18 protein-coding genes are annotated in these 16,704 nt (G+C 43.2%); 7 read left to right on the top strand and 11 right to left on the bottom strand.

Annotated features, from left to right (window positions below):
- Positions 1-62 precede the first annotated feature (62 nt).
- The 3 genes from OGY18_RS04085 to OGY18_RS04095 form a co-directional block, all read right to left on the bottom strand.
- On the bottom strand, positions 63-842 hold the full coding sequence (locus OGY18_RS04085; RefSeq protein ID WP_286545979.1) for a tyrosine-type recombinase/integrase: 780 nt from the start codon (positions 840-842) through the stop codon (positions 63-65).
- 444 nt (positions 843-1,286) lie between these two features.
- Positions 1,287-1,559 (bottom strand): hypothetical protein, encoded by a 273-nt coding sequence (locus OGY18_RS04090; protein ID WP_015062202.1) that lies wholly within the window; start codon positions 1,557-1,559, stop codon positions 1,287-1,289.
- 22 nt (positions 1,560-1,581) lie between these two features.
- Positions 1,582-1,794: a hypothetical protein gene (locus tag OGY18_RS04095; protein WP_286551928.1), complete on the bottom strand. Its 213-nt coding sequence runs from the start codon at positions 1,792-1,794 to the stop codon at positions 1,582-1,584.
- A gap of 353 nt (positions 1,795-2,147) precedes the next feature.
- Here OGY18_RS04095 and OGY18_RS04100 point away from each other — a divergent pair, with 353 nt between their 5' ends.
- From OGY18_RS04100 to OGY18_RS04120, 5 genes are all read left to right on the top strand, one after another.
- Positions 2,148-3,797 carry a hypothetical protein gene (locus OGY18_RS04100; protein WP_286551931.1) on the top strand — a complete coding sequence of 550 codons (1,650 nt, stop codon included), beginning with the start codon at positions 2,148-2,150 and terminating at the stop codon, positions 3,795-3,797.
- Positions 3,798-4,207: 410 nt separating this feature from the next.
- On the top strand, positions 4,208-4,657 hold the full coding sequence (locus OGY18_RS04105) for a hypothetical protein (RefSeq protein ID WP_286551933.1): 450 nt from the start codon (positions 4,208-4,210) through the stop codon (positions 4,655-4,657).
- Positions 4,658-4,712: 55 nt separating this feature from the next.
- Positions 4,713-5,798 carry a DGQHR domain-containing protein gene (locus OGY18_RS04110; RefSeq protein WP_286545964.1) on the top strand — a complete coding sequence of 362 codons (1,086 nt, stop codon included), beginning with the start codon at positions 4,713-4,715 and terminating at the stop codon, positions 5,796-5,798.
- 45 nt (positions 5,799-5,843) lie between these two features.
- Complete coding sequence (locus OGY18_RS04115; protein WP_286551936.1) at positions 5,844-7,724, top strand: phosphoadenosine phosphosulfate reductase domain-containing protein; 1,881 nt, start codon at positions 5,844-5,846, stop codon at positions 7,722-7,724.
- Between the two features lie 80 nt (positions 7,725-7,804).
- Positions 7,805-8,059, top strand: a complete 255-nt coding sequence (locus tag OGY18_RS04120; RefSeq protein ID WP_286546365.1) for a hypothetical protein — start codon at positions 7,805-7,807, stop codon at positions 8,057-8,059.
- Positions 8,060-8,108: 49 nt separating this feature from the next.
- Here OGY18_RS04120 and OGY18_RS04125 read toward each other — a convergent pair whose 3' ends face one another.
- The 8 genes from OGY18_RS04125 to OGY18_RS04160 all read right to left on the bottom strand — a co-directional run bounded on the left by OGY18_RS04125 (position 8,109) and on the right by OGY18_RS04160 (position 13,101).
- Positions 8,109-8,372, bottom strand: a complete 264-nt coding sequence (locus OGY18_RS04125) for a hypothetical protein (RefSeq protein ID WP_286546362.1) — start codon at positions 8,370-8,372, stop codon at positions 8,109-8,111.
- A gap of 331 nt (positions 8,373-8,703) precedes the next feature.
- On the bottom strand, positions 8,704-9,222 hold the full coding sequence (locus OGY18_RS04130; RefSeq protein ID WP_286551938.1) for a hypothetical protein: 519 nt from the start codon (positions 9,220-9,222) through the stop codon (positions 8,704-8,706).
- Between the two features lie 49 nt (positions 9,223-9,271).
- Positions 9,272-9,655, bottom strand: a complete 384-nt coding sequence (locus tag OGY18_RS04135) for a hypothetical protein (RefSeq protein WP_286551940.1) — start codon at positions 9,653-9,655, stop codon at positions 9,272-9,274.
- 101 nt (positions 9,656-9,756) lie between these two features.
- Positions 9,757-10,728 (bottom strand): hypothetical protein, encoded by a 972-nt coding sequence (locus tag OGY18_RS04140; RefSeq protein WP_286551942.1) that lies wholly within the window; start codon positions 10,726-10,728, stop codon positions 9,757-9,759.
- 17 nt (positions 10,729-10,745) lie between these two features.
- On the bottom strand, positions 10,746-11,231 hold the full coding sequence (locus OGY18_RS04145; RefSeq protein WP_286551944.1) for a lytic transglycosylase domain-containing protein: 486 nt from the start codon (positions 11,229-11,231) through the stop codon (positions 10,746-10,748).
- A gap of 8 nt (positions 11,232-11,239) precedes the next feature.
- Positions 11,240-11,899 carry a hypothetical protein gene (locus OGY18_RS04150; RefSeq protein WP_286551946.1) on the bottom strand — a complete coding sequence of 220 codons (660 nt, stop codon included), beginning with the start codon at positions 11,897-11,899 and terminating at the stop codon, positions 11,240-11,242.
- A 4-nt stretch (positions 11,900-11,903) separates the two neighbouring features.
- The gene (locus tag OGY18_RS04155) at positions 11,904-12,671 is read right to left on the bottom strand and encodes a P-loop NTPase family protein (protein WP_286551948.1); all 768 of its coding nucleotides are present in this window, start codon (positions 12,669-12,671) and stop codon (positions 11,904-11,906) included.
- Between the two features lies 1 nt (position 12,672).
- Positions 12,673-13,101 (bottom strand): hypothetical protein, encoded by a 429-nt coding sequence (locus OGY18_RS04160; RefSeq protein ID WP_286551950.1) that lies wholly within the window; start codon positions 13,099-13,101, stop codon positions 12,673-12,675.
- Positions 13,102-13,395: 294 nt separating this feature from the next.
- Between OGY18_RS04160 and OGY18_RS04165 the strand changes: the two genes are divergently transcribed.
- Positions 13,396-13,872, top strand: coding sequence for a plasmid mobilization protein (locus tag OGY18_RS04165; RefSeq protein ID WP_115490233.1), 477 nt, complete (start codon positions 13,396-13,398; stop codon positions 13,870-13,872).
- Positions 13,869-16,430, top strand: coding sequence for an LPD7 domain-containing protein (locus OGY18_RS04170; protein ID WP_286551952.1), 2,562 nt, complete (start codon positions 13,869-13,871; stop codon positions 16,428-16,430). Before OGY18_RS04165 ends, OGY18_RS04170 begins: the two co-directional genes overlap by 4 nt.
- Positions 16,431-16,704 lie beyond the last annotated feature (274 nt).

Consider the following 16,704-nt stretch of genomic DNA (forward strand, 5'->3'; position numbering starts at 1 on the left):
CTTACTGATTCCGTCCATGACTGAATTTTTCGTATACGAAAAAATCGTACCGTTATCTGCGGTCACTCGCTGCTGTCGGTATCGAGGCGGAGTGCCTGTGCTGCACTGTAACCGTCGAAACTGAACGTGATGGACTGTCGGGTTGACGCATCGAGCGTGAAAATTCGCGTATAGACCTGGGTGCTTTCGGCGCGGGTATGCCCCATAAACTCCTGGAGTTCCCGTTCGCTGATGTGGTTATACAGCAGGTGAACAGCAAAGCTGTGCCGGAACGTTTTGGGTGTCACTGCACTGAGTGACAGTGCCACGTTGTCGGCTGCCGCTCTTTCCAGTGCGCGGCTGAGCCAGCGCGAAACGGTGTCATGCGATTCCGGCCAGATGGGATCGGACTTGGCTGACGGAAAGCTCGCAAATACCTGGCGCATGAGTCTGACATAGGACGCATCATAAAGCGGCACTGTCCTGAACACCTTTTCATCTTTCCGTGGCCGCCCTTTACCCCGGCTACGTTGTTTCAGGGTTCGCAGGTTGACGAACGGCTGGATCTCACTGAGTTCAAAACTGTCCCTGCTCAGCGCCAGCGCTTCGTTCGGTCGGGCGCCGGTATTCCATAACGTACTGAAATACGCCAGCTGGCGCAGGTCATCGAGATACCACAGAAGGGCAGACACTTCCGGGGCGAGAAGATATTTCGGTGCATTTGTTTTCGCGATGGCCATACGCCGGAGTGCAACGGCACGCTGCCAGTCGATCTGGTGAAAGGTTCCGGGCTGATTCTGGTCCCCGATCACCATCTGTTCGCGAAAATTTTGCCGTATGCTACGTGAAATCTGCTGAGTCATTGCCCTGATAAATCCTCAGATTTTAAAATTCGCGCTGCCCTGATTTTTCGTATACGAAAAATTTTTCAGGGGTCCGAACACAAATAACTGTGTCTCTGTACAGTATTGTGCATCATTCACCGGACGTCTGCATTGAAAAAAAATATCCGGCGCGCGATCCTTTTTGCGTAAGTTATCGAAGAAATTCGTATTATAACGCAAGGCGCGATCCTTATTTTCAGATACCGGATATGGACACTTTGCAGGAAATTACTATATATAGTGGTTCGTACAGCTGAGAATGGCGCTATATGTAGTGTTAACCGAAAAAAGAGGGGAGGGGAGGGCGTGCGGATCTATACCAGTTTATCCGCAGATATGCGGATCAAAGGAGAGAGCATTTTTTCGTATACGAAAAAGTGCAGATATCCCTGTCAGAGCGGATATCTGCCGGGTAATCTCACATCAGGTCCCTTCAGGAACAAAGTCACCTCCTGTGGTGTTCGTCGGTTTTTTGCTGGCACACTTGCGGATCACGGCTTTAGCCGTTTTCTTTTTCAGTGATTTTTTCTTCAGTTCAGGGACGGCAGCAAGCAACGCTGTAACATGGTGCGGCTCAAGTGCCATACCGTCTTTTTTGAAGGTATCACTGATTATTTTTGCCCCGGCTTTACCCTGGTGCATTTCCTGGATCCTGGCAATATTGCCATTCAGGGTGTTATTGTCAAAAATTCCCATTTTTTACTCCTGATTCAATGGGTTAGTTAGCTTTTCTGGTTTTCGCACTGGCCAGACGGCTGGCGTTATCCAGTGTATCGCGCAACAGCTGGTCTACCCCGCCGACCGCTTTAAGACGTTTTTCACGCGCAGCGCCACCTGAAATTCTGGTTCCGTCCTCAAGAACGAGAGGTGAACACCAGGGATCAGACTTTCTGGCGGCGATTTTCGGTACTAATCTGACAACTTTGCCCATGTTCGGGTTCTCCTGTGAAGTTAGCATGTGAGGAAGTCTGACCCTGTCAGAGTTCCTTATTCAGTAATATAGCAAGCGGGACCTTCTGTCCAGCTGTGATTTTCCACAGTGCCTTCAGACGCGTTTTGCCATGTTCCCTTATGTTTTTTCAAAATTGCACAGATTGCATCGTATTCAGGTGCTCTGATGGGAATTTTACGGTGATTTTTTGTCATCAGATGCTTTGTGACGAAGGTTGTATTTTACTGACTGCCTTTTGTGATGTTTAGCTGAATTTTAAACAGCAGATAAAATATAAAAATGTATAATCAAAAGTGTACGATTAGTACGTATTATTCGGAAATGAGGTTTTTATGAATATAGATAATGCTGTTGAAATTGCGAAAATTGAGGCTGAGGTTGATACCCTTTGCCGATTATCTGAACTCGATCTGATTGATAATGCAGAACTTAACAACAGGCTCGGTGATGCTGTTGTCAGGTTTTCAGACCTGTATGACAAAGGCGGCATTGACAGCAAGTTCTGCTATGACATGGCCAGAGAACTGTCAAATAAGATCGAACAAGCAGATCCAGGAGAGGGGTGGTGGACACTCAATTTTGAGGATTTCAGTCGCGGTGAGAAACTGACTTCAAAAAAGGTAATCGCGGAATCTGTTGAAAAGCAAGAGAAAAACAGAATCCGACTCGAGCGAGAAAATAAAGCCTATCGGGTTGTGGTGAGGGGCACTGAAACGACGCCAGTCGATGATATGCAACCATTATATGGCACATTCGAAGGCGTTGTGGAGTTTGAAATTGGCGAGGGAGCAAATTCAATCAGCGACGCGCTAAAAATAGTAAAAGAGTTTGACGCGCAAAATCGTGAAAAAAACAAAGAGTTTATGATAGATGAATTTGAAAGAGATGTTGGTTATCTTACCCCCTCCCGGTTCCGGATATTTGATTCAGCCAAGAACGCTGTTATTGGTGGTGTCTGGGAAAATAAAACACTTCATATCCCTGATGACAATCTGAATCAGGGTATGGTTGATATGCTTAACAAAAAAATTGAAGAATTAGAAAAGCAATATGAAAAGGAATTCAGAGCTGATAATAATGATTCTTGCCGCAGAATTGCTGTAGATATTGATATCATAAATATCAAACTCCTTAATAATAATCTGGCAAAGAATCCGCCCGAAGAAAATGTGCGTAGTGAAGTGAGTAAATTTAATTATCCTGTTGTGTACTGGGGGAATGACGATTTACAACACTCCACTTCAAATGAAGGTAATATTTATTACTCTTTAGCTGCCGCTGAATCTTATTATCAAGCCGCTGACCAACAGTTCAAAGGCGCTAATCTGGATTATGATGTATCCATTTATAAACTGACCAACGATAAAGGTTATTTAAGCGGGTGTGACATTGTCCTCGATGATGAGGCTTTTAACAGCCTTTCCTTGATCAAATCCTCACAATCGGCAGACCGCAAAACATCTGATCAGCAGAATGAAAAACCATCTGATAATTTTTCAGTCATTCTGGATGGATTAGCCACTGCCAGTGATGCTGTTATCAGTGAGGAATACGAAAAACGTTATACTTCACTAATTTCCGGGGTTGATGCTAAGAGTTGTCTGATTCTGACTAATTCCCTGCATTTCTTCAATCAAATTAAAGGAGTGAAACCAGGGAGCAGCGAGTTTGATGAACGTATTAAATTCCTTGCAAGCGAATCAAAGTCAACGCCGGTGGTTATATCTGGAGAGGACTATCTCAACTGGTTTGAGAAAAATAAAGATCAGGTTATCGAACTCTATAAGATGGAAGATGCCACCTCATACGCAGCGGAAGTCGAAGCGGGGAAATCACCAGATACCTGGTGTTTGTTTGAAGATAAAATGATCCAGACTGTTCACATGGGGGCCTCATTGCTTAACGACTTGCGAGCGAAGGGTACGGAACATACCCCGATGGATAATCATACTGCTGGAAACCGTCCCCGTTCACCGGCCTGATAAATTTTCGTATACGAAAATTTGCGTAACCCTGGGATAAGCTCCCCTGAAAAGGAGCTTTATACAAAATATGGTCTATAAGTAGCTGTTAATGTTTTAAATTTCTACCATACTATTCGCAAGCATCAGCGGTATTAAAGGCCGTCTTATCATGGGGGTTGGCTCCCTGTGGAATCCAACCCCCTGTTAGCAGAATATTATTTCGTGTGTCGTAAACCACTAAATCGGAACCCACAAGTGGGACCCCGCGATTTAGCAGTTGACGAATTGAGTATTAAATATCTGACTGAGTTTTTTATAAAAGTCAATAATATTCCTGGTTATTTATTTATTATTATATTAAAATGTATTTATTCAAAGAGATAATTCTTTGGTCGGACTCCCGCCGTAATTCGGGATGGAGTATCTTTATGTCGAGTGAAGTTATTCATTCAGGTCGTGCTGCCATGTCTGCCGTTACTGTAACGGTTTATGGAAAATTCGCAGTGTTAGCCCCGCAGATTCTGTTCTCTGTAATTAATAAAATGGTTGTATCACGCTGGAATACAACATTTGATTATTGTGAAGTTAACCCTCTTCTTGGTTTCTATCTCCCCGCCCGACAGGATTACTATTCATTACGTTATTCTCCAGATTCTGAAGTTGTTATTGTTAATGAAAGAGAGCTTGGAATTATATCTACCTTGATATTTCTCTTTGTTGTAATTAATTATGAATTGCTGGGTATTAATAAAAATCAGTATATACAGGAAATGTTTGAATTAACTGTATTGCAGGGTAAGTACGATCGTCTTCTTTCTTATGCCAGGGAACAATTATGTACAGAAGCTTTTGATTTTTGCCAGTCATACATTAAATAACATCTATGCCTGCTGTCTGGCGATGGCAGGTAAATATTTAGAAAAGGATTCTGCAATGAATAATAATCAACAGTTGAATAAATTCACCTATCCGTGTCTTATTGGGCAACAGGGTGGCCGTAGAGTACTGACTATCAGTGTCACTTTTACTGAACTGTTTCGTGTCCTGGCTGTTAATCGTCAACAGCATACGCTTGAACGTTCTCAGAGAGTTCTTAATCAGAAACGCGCTACAGCATTTGCCGATTACCTGGTGAATGCCCTTTCCACGAAATCAGACTACATCATCCCGCCTTTAATTGGGAATATTGACGGTGAGATTATTGTTGAACCCTCTCCCCAGTTTCCGGGATTTGGTACGGTTACAATACCAATGAGTTCTAAAATTGATCTGTTTGATGGGCAGCATCGTAATGTCGGTATTCTGGAAACCTGCGAGCTGCTGTGCAATCTGGATACCCAGACAGTTACCGTCGAGTTGACAGAAAACCTTCCTTGCGCCGTTCGTCAGCAATTTTTCGCGGATATTAACGGTAATGCTTCTAAGCCAAATGCCGCCATCAATCTGGCTTACGATCGCACAAACATTCTCAGCCAGATGGTCAGAGAAATGGTGGAGTCAAATGATGTGCTGTTCCGGGTTACAGATTTTGAGCGCACCAACATCACGGGCAAAACACCATACTGGGTATCATTTAAAGCATTCTGCGATGCTTCAGGACGTTTTATCCGGGTTAGTGATGATTCAGACAGGGGACAGCAGCAGGACGATTTGAGAGCCATCTGGGAGGCATGGTGTGAATTTACCGGGTTATCTGATGCGATGGTGTCGGGGTACGGTGAATACGTTCAGGAATGGCTGACGTTTACTGCAGTCATGGTGAATGCTTTTGGTTTTGCCGTACAGGAATTGCTGGAGACTATGACGGTTTTATCGGTATGCCAGAGACTCAAGGGTATGGCTGCCCAGACCAATCGACGGGAACGGGATGATTTCTTTCTTTACAGCCGGTGGCAGGGACTTTGTGTGAGCAAGGAAACCGGGAAGATTATGGCAAATATTCGCGGACAGCGCGAAGCAGCTACTCGCCTTGTATCAGCTATTAAATCCGGATCATTTGTCGAACACACGCAGGCCTGACACATTCCTGCCGGACACCCGCCGTAATTCGGGAGAGTAATCGCTATGAGTAATACCAGTTTCCAACCAGAAAAAATGATCCTGAAAGGCGATAAATGGGATTCTGTTTTCGAAACCTTACGTACAAGCCCGGTGCTGAACGCGACAGATGCGGGGCGGGATGTTGCATTATCGGGTCTTATCACTTCATCAGTAGAGGCTATCTACCAGGCGATGAGCAGTGGCTGGACAATGATGCTGGGTTACTCAAGTGGCAAGGATTCTGAAAGCCTCCTGCATTTATTTCTGATGGCACTTGTTCGGGTTGTTCGCAGTGGTGAAATTACCAGTCGCAATCATTTCATTCTGCATACAGACACCGGCATCGAGAATCCCGAAGTCCACTGGCTGGCTCAGAAGAAACTGGCTGCACTGCAAAGATTTATAGATGACGAAAAGTTACCCCTGACAATCGTACTGGCAAAACCCGGAATAACATCGAGCTGGACAGGCCGTATACTGACAGGTCGCGGATTACCAACTTTCGCCAACTCGTCGGTTCGCCAGTGCTCCAACGATCTAAAGATCAATGCCGCACAGCGGGCTAAAAATGCTTTCCTCGAGGGGAAACGTCTGAAAGGGCGGGTTTGCCTGATGCTGGGGAGTCGTGATGCTGAGAGCAGTACTCGCGCCGGTAATATTGCCAAAAAGAAAGGACGTGCAGATACCGTTGTGAAAAAACGCGATGGTGGCGAGTTATATCCTGTCAAAAACTGGCTGGCGACAGATGTCTGGGAGTTCCTGCTTTCCTGTGGCACAGGTCCTCAGTATCCGCTGCCGAGTTATCTGGAGAATAACAACGAAACGGCGGAGATGTACCGCGCCGCGACCGGAGAGTGTGTCTGGACGGCTACTGATAAGCGACGGAATGAGGCCTGTGGTGCGCGTTTTGGCTGTTCGTTATGTCAGGCTGTTGGATTGGATAAATCAATGGAAACACTGCTGAATTCCGATCCTGAAAAATATGGCTATATGATGTACTTAAATCGTATTCAGCGCTATCTGGCCAAGCGTCGTTATGCCTGGGAAGACAGGCATCCGGTAGGCAGGACAATTTACAGTGGTGGGTACATAAAAATTCAGCCTGACGTTTACTCTCCATTATTTCTGGAGCGCTTACTGCATATCTGCTGCAGTGTGGATTTTGCTGAGCAATTACGAGCTGATGAAGTGTTGCTGGGGATTATTGATGGGTCCGTTGAAGATAATGCGCATAATCGTCGTATGGCGGAGCCTCAGTTTCGTCTGGTTTCGGAAGCCGCTCTGATCCATATCGACTTTATGTGGAGTTTTCATCACTTTAATGCCAGGCCATACAGGGCACTCGAAATTTATCATAAGGTCTGGAGCTATGGTGTGCTGGATTTACTGGAGGATGAGCCAGAAATGAATCCGGTAGAAAGGACACCTATCCCTGAACCTTACTGGTTGAAAGTCGGCCGCTGGGGAGATGATTCGGTTACAACGGGTCTGGTCGATCCGATGGCTGAAATGGTCTATTTCGACGGTGGAGATGACCCGCTAGCCGCCCGTTCTATCAGTACTCCGGATGGAATGAAAAAGATAGTCACCTTCTGCCAGGATGATGAAATGCTCATCGATGCCGATTCAGCATCTTTCATCATTCATGAGGAATACCCGCGTCTCCGGACAATGATTGATGGCTATACACCAGGCAGTGCTGCCCTGTACTATTTGCGGTTTGGTGTGATCCAGATTGCAAAAGGTAAAGCGGCTATGTACGACAGAATGATGCAGCGTGGCCAAACCTACTACCAGTTAGGACTCTCTGGCCAGCAGACCATGGAGTCAATTATTAAGAGAAAAGATTTGTGCGTAACGGAAAAAGATCCGAATGTTGGGGAGGTTCCTGCTATGTGTGCATAACTCACAGGAAAGATATTTCGGATGTATTTAATCAAGTATTGTAAGTTGGTTGGCAACTATTCAAAAGGCAGGTAATTATTATGGTAGTGTTGTTCGAAAATATAAATAAAAACAAAAAAGGAAATAAGAAATTTATTCTTAAAATAATCGATAATGGTAATGGTAGTTACGTTGTGATTCAGCAGGTTTTTGCTTGTTTTCCAGATGGCGGAGAGGTTTTACAGTCAGAAAAAAAAGAAAATTTCGCCAGTCTCGCTGATTTGCGAGAGGGTGAATATACGCGAACGCGACAAGGTAAGTTATTTATCAGAAGTGATTCTTGGAGCGCAGCGTGATCAGACGACAAGGAGCGTTAAACCTCTTTGCTCCCTGAATACCCTGGTTTTAGAAAGGTTTTGGTAATTTTGATTTGTAATCTGAACTGACCATTTTGTCTGCCAGTTCCTGGCCTTTTGTAGGGCTTGTCGTGGCCTTGTCTTCACCTTCATCCGGCATTCCTGCGGTGATTGATGCCCAAAGCTCATGCATCGATTGTGAGCTCAGAATGTTTGCATCAAAGTGAGTTGCTTCATCTGAGTTGAATGGATCGGAAACATTATTTGTTTCATTATTTGCGTTAAGCTGGCTTTTTTTGCTTTCTGTGGTCATTTTATAGCTGGCCTTGGCTAGATTTTACTCATGGTTTTCGAACAATAAGTATGTATTGAAAATTCTGATTTTGCTTGTTTAAACGTGAGGATATCACAGATTGTGGAGTAATAACTGAACTGGAAGCATGAAAAATGGCCGCTGATGCGGCCTGAATGGTGGATTTAACTTTTAACTGTCACTATTTAGAGTATTTTGGTTCGTTTTAGAATAGCGTTGCGCCTGATCGAGCAGAGCTTCGCTTAGTGAGTAATAGGTCAATGTTTCTTCCTCCGAACCATAGGTTTTGACCTCCCACTCAGTGCTATTTTTTTTTAGTTGCTTGAATTGACTAGGTAGGTCCGATGATAAACATCACCAGGCTGTCGCAGTAAGCATCAGGCTCAACCTCACTGCCCGAAGATGACAGTCTGATGAGATTTGCAGGAGTAGCGTCCAGTGGATATAAGTCCTGGCTGAATAACTTCAGATTCACATCACTACATGTAAGACCAGCGGATTCAAGATACCTGGAATAATCGGACAGTATTGACCGCTGTTCTGTGTCAGACAGAGACTCATAGTATCCCAGGTATTCGTCAGTGAAAGCCGAATTGGCGATTTCACTGACAACATTCGTCATTTCTTCACAGATATCCAGCAGTAGTACAGCCGCTGGGAATGTATCTTTCCTGTGTCCGCCACAAGACGTTGACGCCAACCTCCACTGACAATTAGCACTGATCGGTACTGCTCGGGTTGATGCAAGAACCAGGGCCGGTAATGTTCCCGACCACGTTTCAAACGGCTCTTCAAAATCCTCATCAGGAATTTCCGACAGAAGTTTCCCACGGTATTCTGATTTAATCATGTTAATCCTCATTATGTGGTCTACCACTAATATTCATCCTTGCTGTTTCCTACCGGCAATGATGGGGTAACCATTCAGGAGCCGGTGGCATAGGAGAGCAATTCCAGGGATGTTGCGCAGCCAGATCCTGAATATCCTCGTCATAAAGCCCTGTGCCACCAAAATCAAAAGCTGGCCAACGCTGGCTGACATAACAGTATGCAAGAAAGCCTTCATCCCGGTGCCCTGTCATCCAGTCAACCCAACTGATGGCGTAAATGTCCTGTGAGTACGCTCCCCAGGCAACAAAGAATGCAAAGTGACTCCAGTGCACCAGTTCGGGGTAAAGTGGTCGCATCTCCGTCAGCTCGTGCCGGGTCTGAGGACACAGATTGATATCCTGCTCTTCCGTGTCGGTGACAAATGTCTCCATATCAAACTCAAACGTATCCATTTTTTGTGCTCCTTTATTGTTTTTAATTAAATAGTCACTCAGAGTAGTTACACCTGAACGTATAATATTCTGTAAAAGGCGATCATTCCGGTAAATGCTATCTATAGGGGGTTAAATTTCTTTTTTTTCAAAGCCCCTTTTAACACACTTCGACATAAGACTGAGTCCCATGACCAGGCATGTTGTATTCCATGGGCATAGGGTTTTTGCACGTAGCCAAGTCTGGTCAATGATGCATTTACTCCACTTAAAGCACTCGCTCTTGAGCACCAGTGATGTCCACCTGTCGCGTCCAGGAATGAAACAATCTCCGATGTTGTACGCTGTTCTCCATCCTGCATCAACGTTTCCACACGTAGCATGGTCCGTTTCCAGTCAGTCATATAATCGCCATTTCCGGTAGTGCCGGCCGTGGCTACTTTCATGTCCTCTCTGAGTTGTTCACGGATGATATGGCCAAGTCTGCGAGATCCTGGCTGTAGCGTCGGCTCATGTTCAATTCTCAAACGGTAATGTGAACTGGCAGTAAACTTTGAGTTGAAATGACCACCTGTGATTTTGCTAACTTCAATGAGACCAATTCCATATTGTTTAAGCAATGAAACAGCAAAATCGCTTCGGCGCCCGCCGGTGCGTTTAACCGCGGCATAAATCAGGTGCGGTATACCACAGTGATCTGGTTGCCGGTGTGTCTGCCAACTGGTGACTTGTTCGAGAAGCGGTAGTCCTAATGCCTTCTTGGTTTCAACTACTTGTACCCATGGACCTTTCACCGAGACAATATCCGGGCGACGAGATCTTCCTTTCAAAACAACTTCCGGGTAAACATTCCAGTTGAACAAATTTAACCACTGGGTGACACAAGCGGCTATCTCTGCCTCGGTCATATCCGAAGAGTCAGGAGGAAAATAGATATCAGCGTCATACACAAGCTCAATATAAAAATCACCTGTAAAACCGTCCTGATAACGAAAGTGAGGTGACTTAACTGGTCTCAGGTTAACAGTGGGTTTCGCGTTCGAATCGGCCATATTGGCCTGTTGAGCATCATTAAGATGAGATTCATTTAACATGCGGTGTTTCTCCTGATTTACCAGTCAATTTTTCCTTCCTTGTCCAACCTGATCAGATTCATGTAAATCCCTTTCACCTCATGTGAATACTTTTCACGTTTTGCCTGTTGGACTGATGATTTTTTAACCCCCGCGTTATAAGCACCTACTGACCACCAGTTTTCTCCCCATTTATTAAAATTATCGCGAAGAATATACGCACCAGCATATACGTTAATACAGGGCTGATTGAGCAGAATGCTGCGGTTTATGCCAAAATTAGAAAAAATTTTCTCCAGATTTTTGCTGTTGATCTGCATTAATCCATAATCCATGCTCACAATCTGGTTTTGGCTATTTCTGTTTACGCCTATTGCTTCAGATTTCAATCTGCTTTCTTGTATGGAAATGGCAAGAAGTAAAAGAGGATCGATTTGCATCGCCTTACCTGCTTCCTTGAAGCAATAAGCATGTGAAAGCCCACTGTTTAGTAATAGCACTAAAAAAGTAACTGAGCGAAACATGTGGCCTCCTACCTTGAATGTGAGAAAATTTGCTGGATAAACGCATCTGTATCCAGATTCACCTGCACAGGAAGAGATATAGCCCCTACACTTTGCAAAATAAGAACTAATACAACTCCCGCTATCGTCCCCAGTAATGGAAGACAAAATAGTCGTAGTGTTGAAGCAGCAAGAGACTTTTTGATGCTTTTAGTCATTCTGTCTGTACTGGAAATCACATCAGCCGATGCGGAGTTTAATTCCTGAATGGTAGAGCTGAGCTGCTGATTTAGAGTTAACCCATTTTTGCTCATGGCGTCTTTAAGGGCACGTGCCGCCATGGCATACATTTCCTCTTCAATTTTTTTTGTCAGATCTTCATGTACTTCTGTCCGGAGGTCATTAATTTCTTTATATTTTTTATCAAGTATTTCAGAAAGAAGTTTAACAGAAGACATTAGCCCTTTACGGGTGCCGGAGCTGATTTCTTCATGCTGTACAATGGTCTTTTCCATACTTTCTGTTATATGGGAAAGTTTGTCCACCTGTTCCTCGTAAGCCTTCGATACGGCTACGAATATCATGTATCCGATTACACGATATTCATTTTCTCCTCCACGTAAATCGTATTTGAAAAGGCGATAAACCTCTTCGCAAAAATCATCATAGTTCTCGAAAAGTGCTGACATAGTTTTATTCCTCGTTGTTATTCAGTATTCCGATTTTATCCAGGTCATTGAAGTAATCCGCAAAGATTTTTCTTACACGAATTTTTGCAACAAGGCTCAGGTCTTTACATGTTTCAATCTCAGGGATTGTCAGTCGATTTGTAATGAAAATTTCAAGATCCTTGCCCTGAAGTTTTGTATTCAGTTTGGGGAGTAGCATGAATGCAGCAATTGTATTTGCATGCGTATATTTGTCACTGCTTATCTCAGAAGACTGCAAGCGTTCGATTACTTCACCATAATATTCATTAACCCAGACAACTACGGGAACGCTAAGATTTTCAATGATAGTTTTTGCACCATGCAGGGTGTCATTATAATCACCGGAACCAACTATTACGGTATGTATAACAGGCGTAATTTGAAATGAATAAAAGAGGTCAAAAATCTGATTTTGAATAAGATAATCCAGTAAATTGAGAAAGGTATTTGATCCTGTGTCAACGATGATTGTTTCGGCATCACTTTCAATGATTGCCTGTATGAATCCATCAAGCAATCGTTGGTTAATTTCATTTATGTTATCTTTTTCAGTAATACGTATATGCTTAACGTCAAGGTTTTTATACTGGCTTAAAGTCGTATTTACCTGATCAAGATCAAATGCTTCTATATTTCGTCCTTTATAAAGCTTGAAGTACTGAGCCAATATGGTGCCCACTAATGACTTTCCGCAGCCACCTTTCCCCTGAAGAATGATATGAACTTGTTTAAATGGTTTATGTTTGGCCATTTTAGTCTTCCTTTGAACTTTCATTGTTATAAGGTGAATAGTTTAATGACCTTGCTTTAGGTCGTTTTAGATCATTTAGCTGTTTGACTACAGCTGATGAATCGTCGCTATGATTGGGTTTGACTGGCGCTGGATTGCCATTCTGTACACTCTTTCGTGATATACCTTTTATTTTTTTTGATATGAAACGTCCCACAGTGGTGCTGTGAACAGTTACTCCAATAGTAATAAGAAAATCAGCTATTTGACCATGTGAGTAAGAATCTGAATATAATTTCTCAATGAGGTTTTTGTATGGATCAAGTCGTGATGAACGCGCAGCTAAGGGTGCATAAGCTTTCTGATAATCCAAAAGCTTAGCTTCTAACTCATCTGGTGTTACCTCAACGGGTAAGCTCGTTTTGGCTGCATTTTTTCTTCTGTTCGACATTACGAATAATACGTATTAATTGAAATTTAGAGTGATGCTATGTGATAATTGAGAGAATTTCAATCTGAAAGCGTTATTTTTTGCTGCGTTTGAGATGCGCGTGAACTGCACATGAGAGCGTGCCTGTGCGAACCTGAGCGGCCCTGTGCATGGTCGTGCGGTAGCGTGCGTTACATCTGCAAGACTGTGCGGCCAGGATGCGGAAGAAATGCGTTAAATGGGGCCTGGTAGGCTGTTTTTTCCCGGCAACAGCCGTTGCAGTTCAAAAGCCTTAAAAAAACAGGCACGTTCGTCATGTTCGACAAAAACTACGTTTTTTCTCACATGACCCGCGCCAAAGGGTGCCCCTTTGAAACCCGGAGCTACGCTCCTGAAAATATAACTGACGTTATACGAGGTATTTTAATGCCAAGGCCAACCATACCCGAAAGCGAAAGACTGACCGAACGGGTTGCTTTTCGAATAACCGCTGCAACGAAAACTGAGTATGAAAAACGTCTGGCGGCAAGTGGCTTAAAGCAATCTGAATTTTTCAGAGATTGTGTAATGACAGATCGTACCGAGATCATCGTTGCTCCACAAATGACAACCGACATGCGTGAGTCGTTAAGACTGCTAAAAAATATTGCCAATAACTGTAATCAGATGGCTCATGCGTTGAATACAGCGATGCTCGCAGGGTTGATAGGCCCTGCACTGACAGAACGTGTTTTAAATCAGCTATCCCTTTTATTAGAAGAAGCAAAAAAAACACAGGCTAACTCAAGATGATAATTCGTGTTCGTGGTTATAATTCAGGTTTTGCTGAATACCTCCGTACAGGTAAAAAAGAGGGGAGTTCGTTACATCGTGACGAACTGGATAAACGAATTATTCTTCATGGTGATCTGGATGTTACAGATAATATAGTTAATGCCATGCCCGATAAGGGAGATGACAGGTATCTGCATATTACTCTAAGTTTCAAAGAAGATTATATCTCTAAAGAGCAACTTAAAACAGTTCTTGATGAGTTTCGCACTCAGTTATTTAACGCATATGATGAGGATGAGTATGCATTTTATGCAGAAGCTCATTTGCCAAAAATTAAAAGTGTACTTAATGAATCAACAGGGGAGATGGAGGAACGTAAACCGCATATTCATATTATCATTCCTAAGGTTAACATGTGCGATGGATCGTACCTCAGCCCCGTTGGTTATTATCCCCATAATGAAAGATATATTGAAGCCATCCAGGAGTCGATAAATACAAAGTACGGGTTAGAAAGCCCAAGAGATAATCGCCGATTGAATATTACTGAAATCAGTGATTTTATATCTCGTTATAAAGGCGATGTATTCAAATCTGATGCTAAAGGCGTTAAGCAGGAGCTGCTGTCTACAATACTCAGTACAGAGAACATCACTTACGATACGTTTATTCATGAACTCAAAAAGAATGGTGTTGTTAAGGTAAGAAAAGGTATTTCAGGAGATTATCTCAACCTAAAAAAAACGGGTTCTCCGAAGGGAGTAAATCTAAAGGAGTTTGTATTTAGTCGAGAATTTATTAACTTATCCAAATCAGAAAAACTAAACTATCTGTCATCGCAGGTCGCAACCAGAACAGATGACAAGAAAAAACAGGATGAAGTTAATGATACTGTTTCACTGGAACATTGGCTGAAGCTTCGTTCCTACGAGATAAAATATCTCCATCCGAACTCTAAAGAATTCAAAAGTTATAAACAGATGGATGACCAGTCTAAACTAAGGTTTATTGACAGGTTTATTCAGTCGGATAAAAACAAGACTCACAATGCCAGTTATAAAACAGAACAATTATCTTTAAGCGAAATGGTTGCTCAGGAACTAAAGGAGAAATACCGTGTCAGAAGAAATCAAACGTATCAAGAACCCAGCGTTTCACAAGATGATGGACGAGGGACTGTTCGTATCTACAATCAAAGAGGACAAATTATTTCTGGATATACCATGCGGGAACTGCACAGCAGCCCAATGGATATTGCTATCTACAAGGAAACCTCTTTGTTTCTGCAAAGTGTCACACAGGAGAATATGGATGTTTCCGGAGAAAGAGTTTCCCCTGCTTTGCGATACCCAATTGATCGAGTTGATGATAGAAATGGAGGAGGAGAATCAACAATAAACCTATGGAAGCAGAGGCGTGAGTATAGCTTTGCGGAGCTATCGGTAAAAAACACTTCAAAAACAGCTGACAACGTTGTTGAATCATTAAGGGTGAATATTATTGACTCTGCAATGACTATTGAGGAAATGGATAAAGAGAAATGGAAACTGATACACCGCCACATCAATGTGCTGTCATTCCTCAAAGCTCTTGAGCATACGCATGGATTATCATCAGAGAAATACTCAGTATCTAAAGCGAAAGATGGAGCCGATCGTATTCGGTGTGGTAACAGAAATTATAGTGTTACTGATTTTTTGACCAAAGAGCTTCATTTTAGCTGGACTGAGGCAGGACAATATATATTGTCGGAGTTTTCAAGGCAGCAGAGTAAAGGTGACCTGCATCTGCAGGTCACACCGTCAATTGATTACTGGGCTGAGTTCAGAAGCTGGAAACAGAAACCTGAGAATTCTTACCAGAAATTATGGGCAGAGTTCAAATCCGGACAAAAGTCAACTCGTGTACATTTCCATAAAGGATACCGGGAGCGCGTGCGGAAGGTCAGGAGGGATAATACGGATTTAAGGGGACGTAATGCCGAGCTGGCCAGGTTAAAGCTTGAAAAGATGGCGGCGCAGGAAGTCCTGGAGCGTGATCTTGAACTTGAAAGGCAGACATTCCGAAACTCAATGGTTACACGGAATCGTTACATAGAATTTCTTCAAAAACGAATTGATGATGGCGATTGTGCAGCTTTGCACGAACTCAGACGCTATACGCAAGCAGATCAGTCATCCACACCTGATTATGGTTTCATACAGCAAAACCAGCAGGCCGCAAGCATTCTTTACTCAGACATTACATTCCGCGTGAGGAACAACGGTAATGTCTCGTACTATTTTGGGAAACGGTTGGTTGTTGAAGATTCCCGCGAATGGGTTTCAGTCGTTGAAAAGGATGATGAGAACGCGATTATGTTTGCCATTAAGCTTGCCCTTGAGAAGAATGGCGGCAGGCCATTAACGCTAACCGGTGATCATGACTTCAGGCTAAATGTTGCAGCATTGGCTGCACAAAAGAAAATTCGTCTAAGTTTCAATGATGAAGAACTACAGAATGTTTATGAACAAGTACTTAAAGAAGACACTGAAGTACAGCAACAGGCAAAACCGACCATCAAAACAAAGGGGTGAGGTGATCGAGTTATCCTCTACGAGCGCCAGCTGGTAATTGAAACCGGATACTCATAACTGCAATGTGAAACAGACTTCACCTACTGTGATTGATACTCACCTCCCCCTTATCACTTTGATGGTCCACAAAAATTAATTGTCAATCAAAAAACACAGCATTAGTTATGCTGTGTTTTTTTTGATGTCTACAACATCCAATTTACGAATAATACGTACTAGTTGAAACTGTTCGCTGTGCTGTGTGATAATGCAAGGCGTAGTTTCTAAACAATAT

This window comes from Citrobacter sp. Cpo142 (assembly GCF_030332425.1).
GTDB lineage: Bacteria > Pseudomonadota > Gammaproteobacteria > Enterobacterales > Enterobacteriaceae > Citrobacter > Citrobacter portucalensis.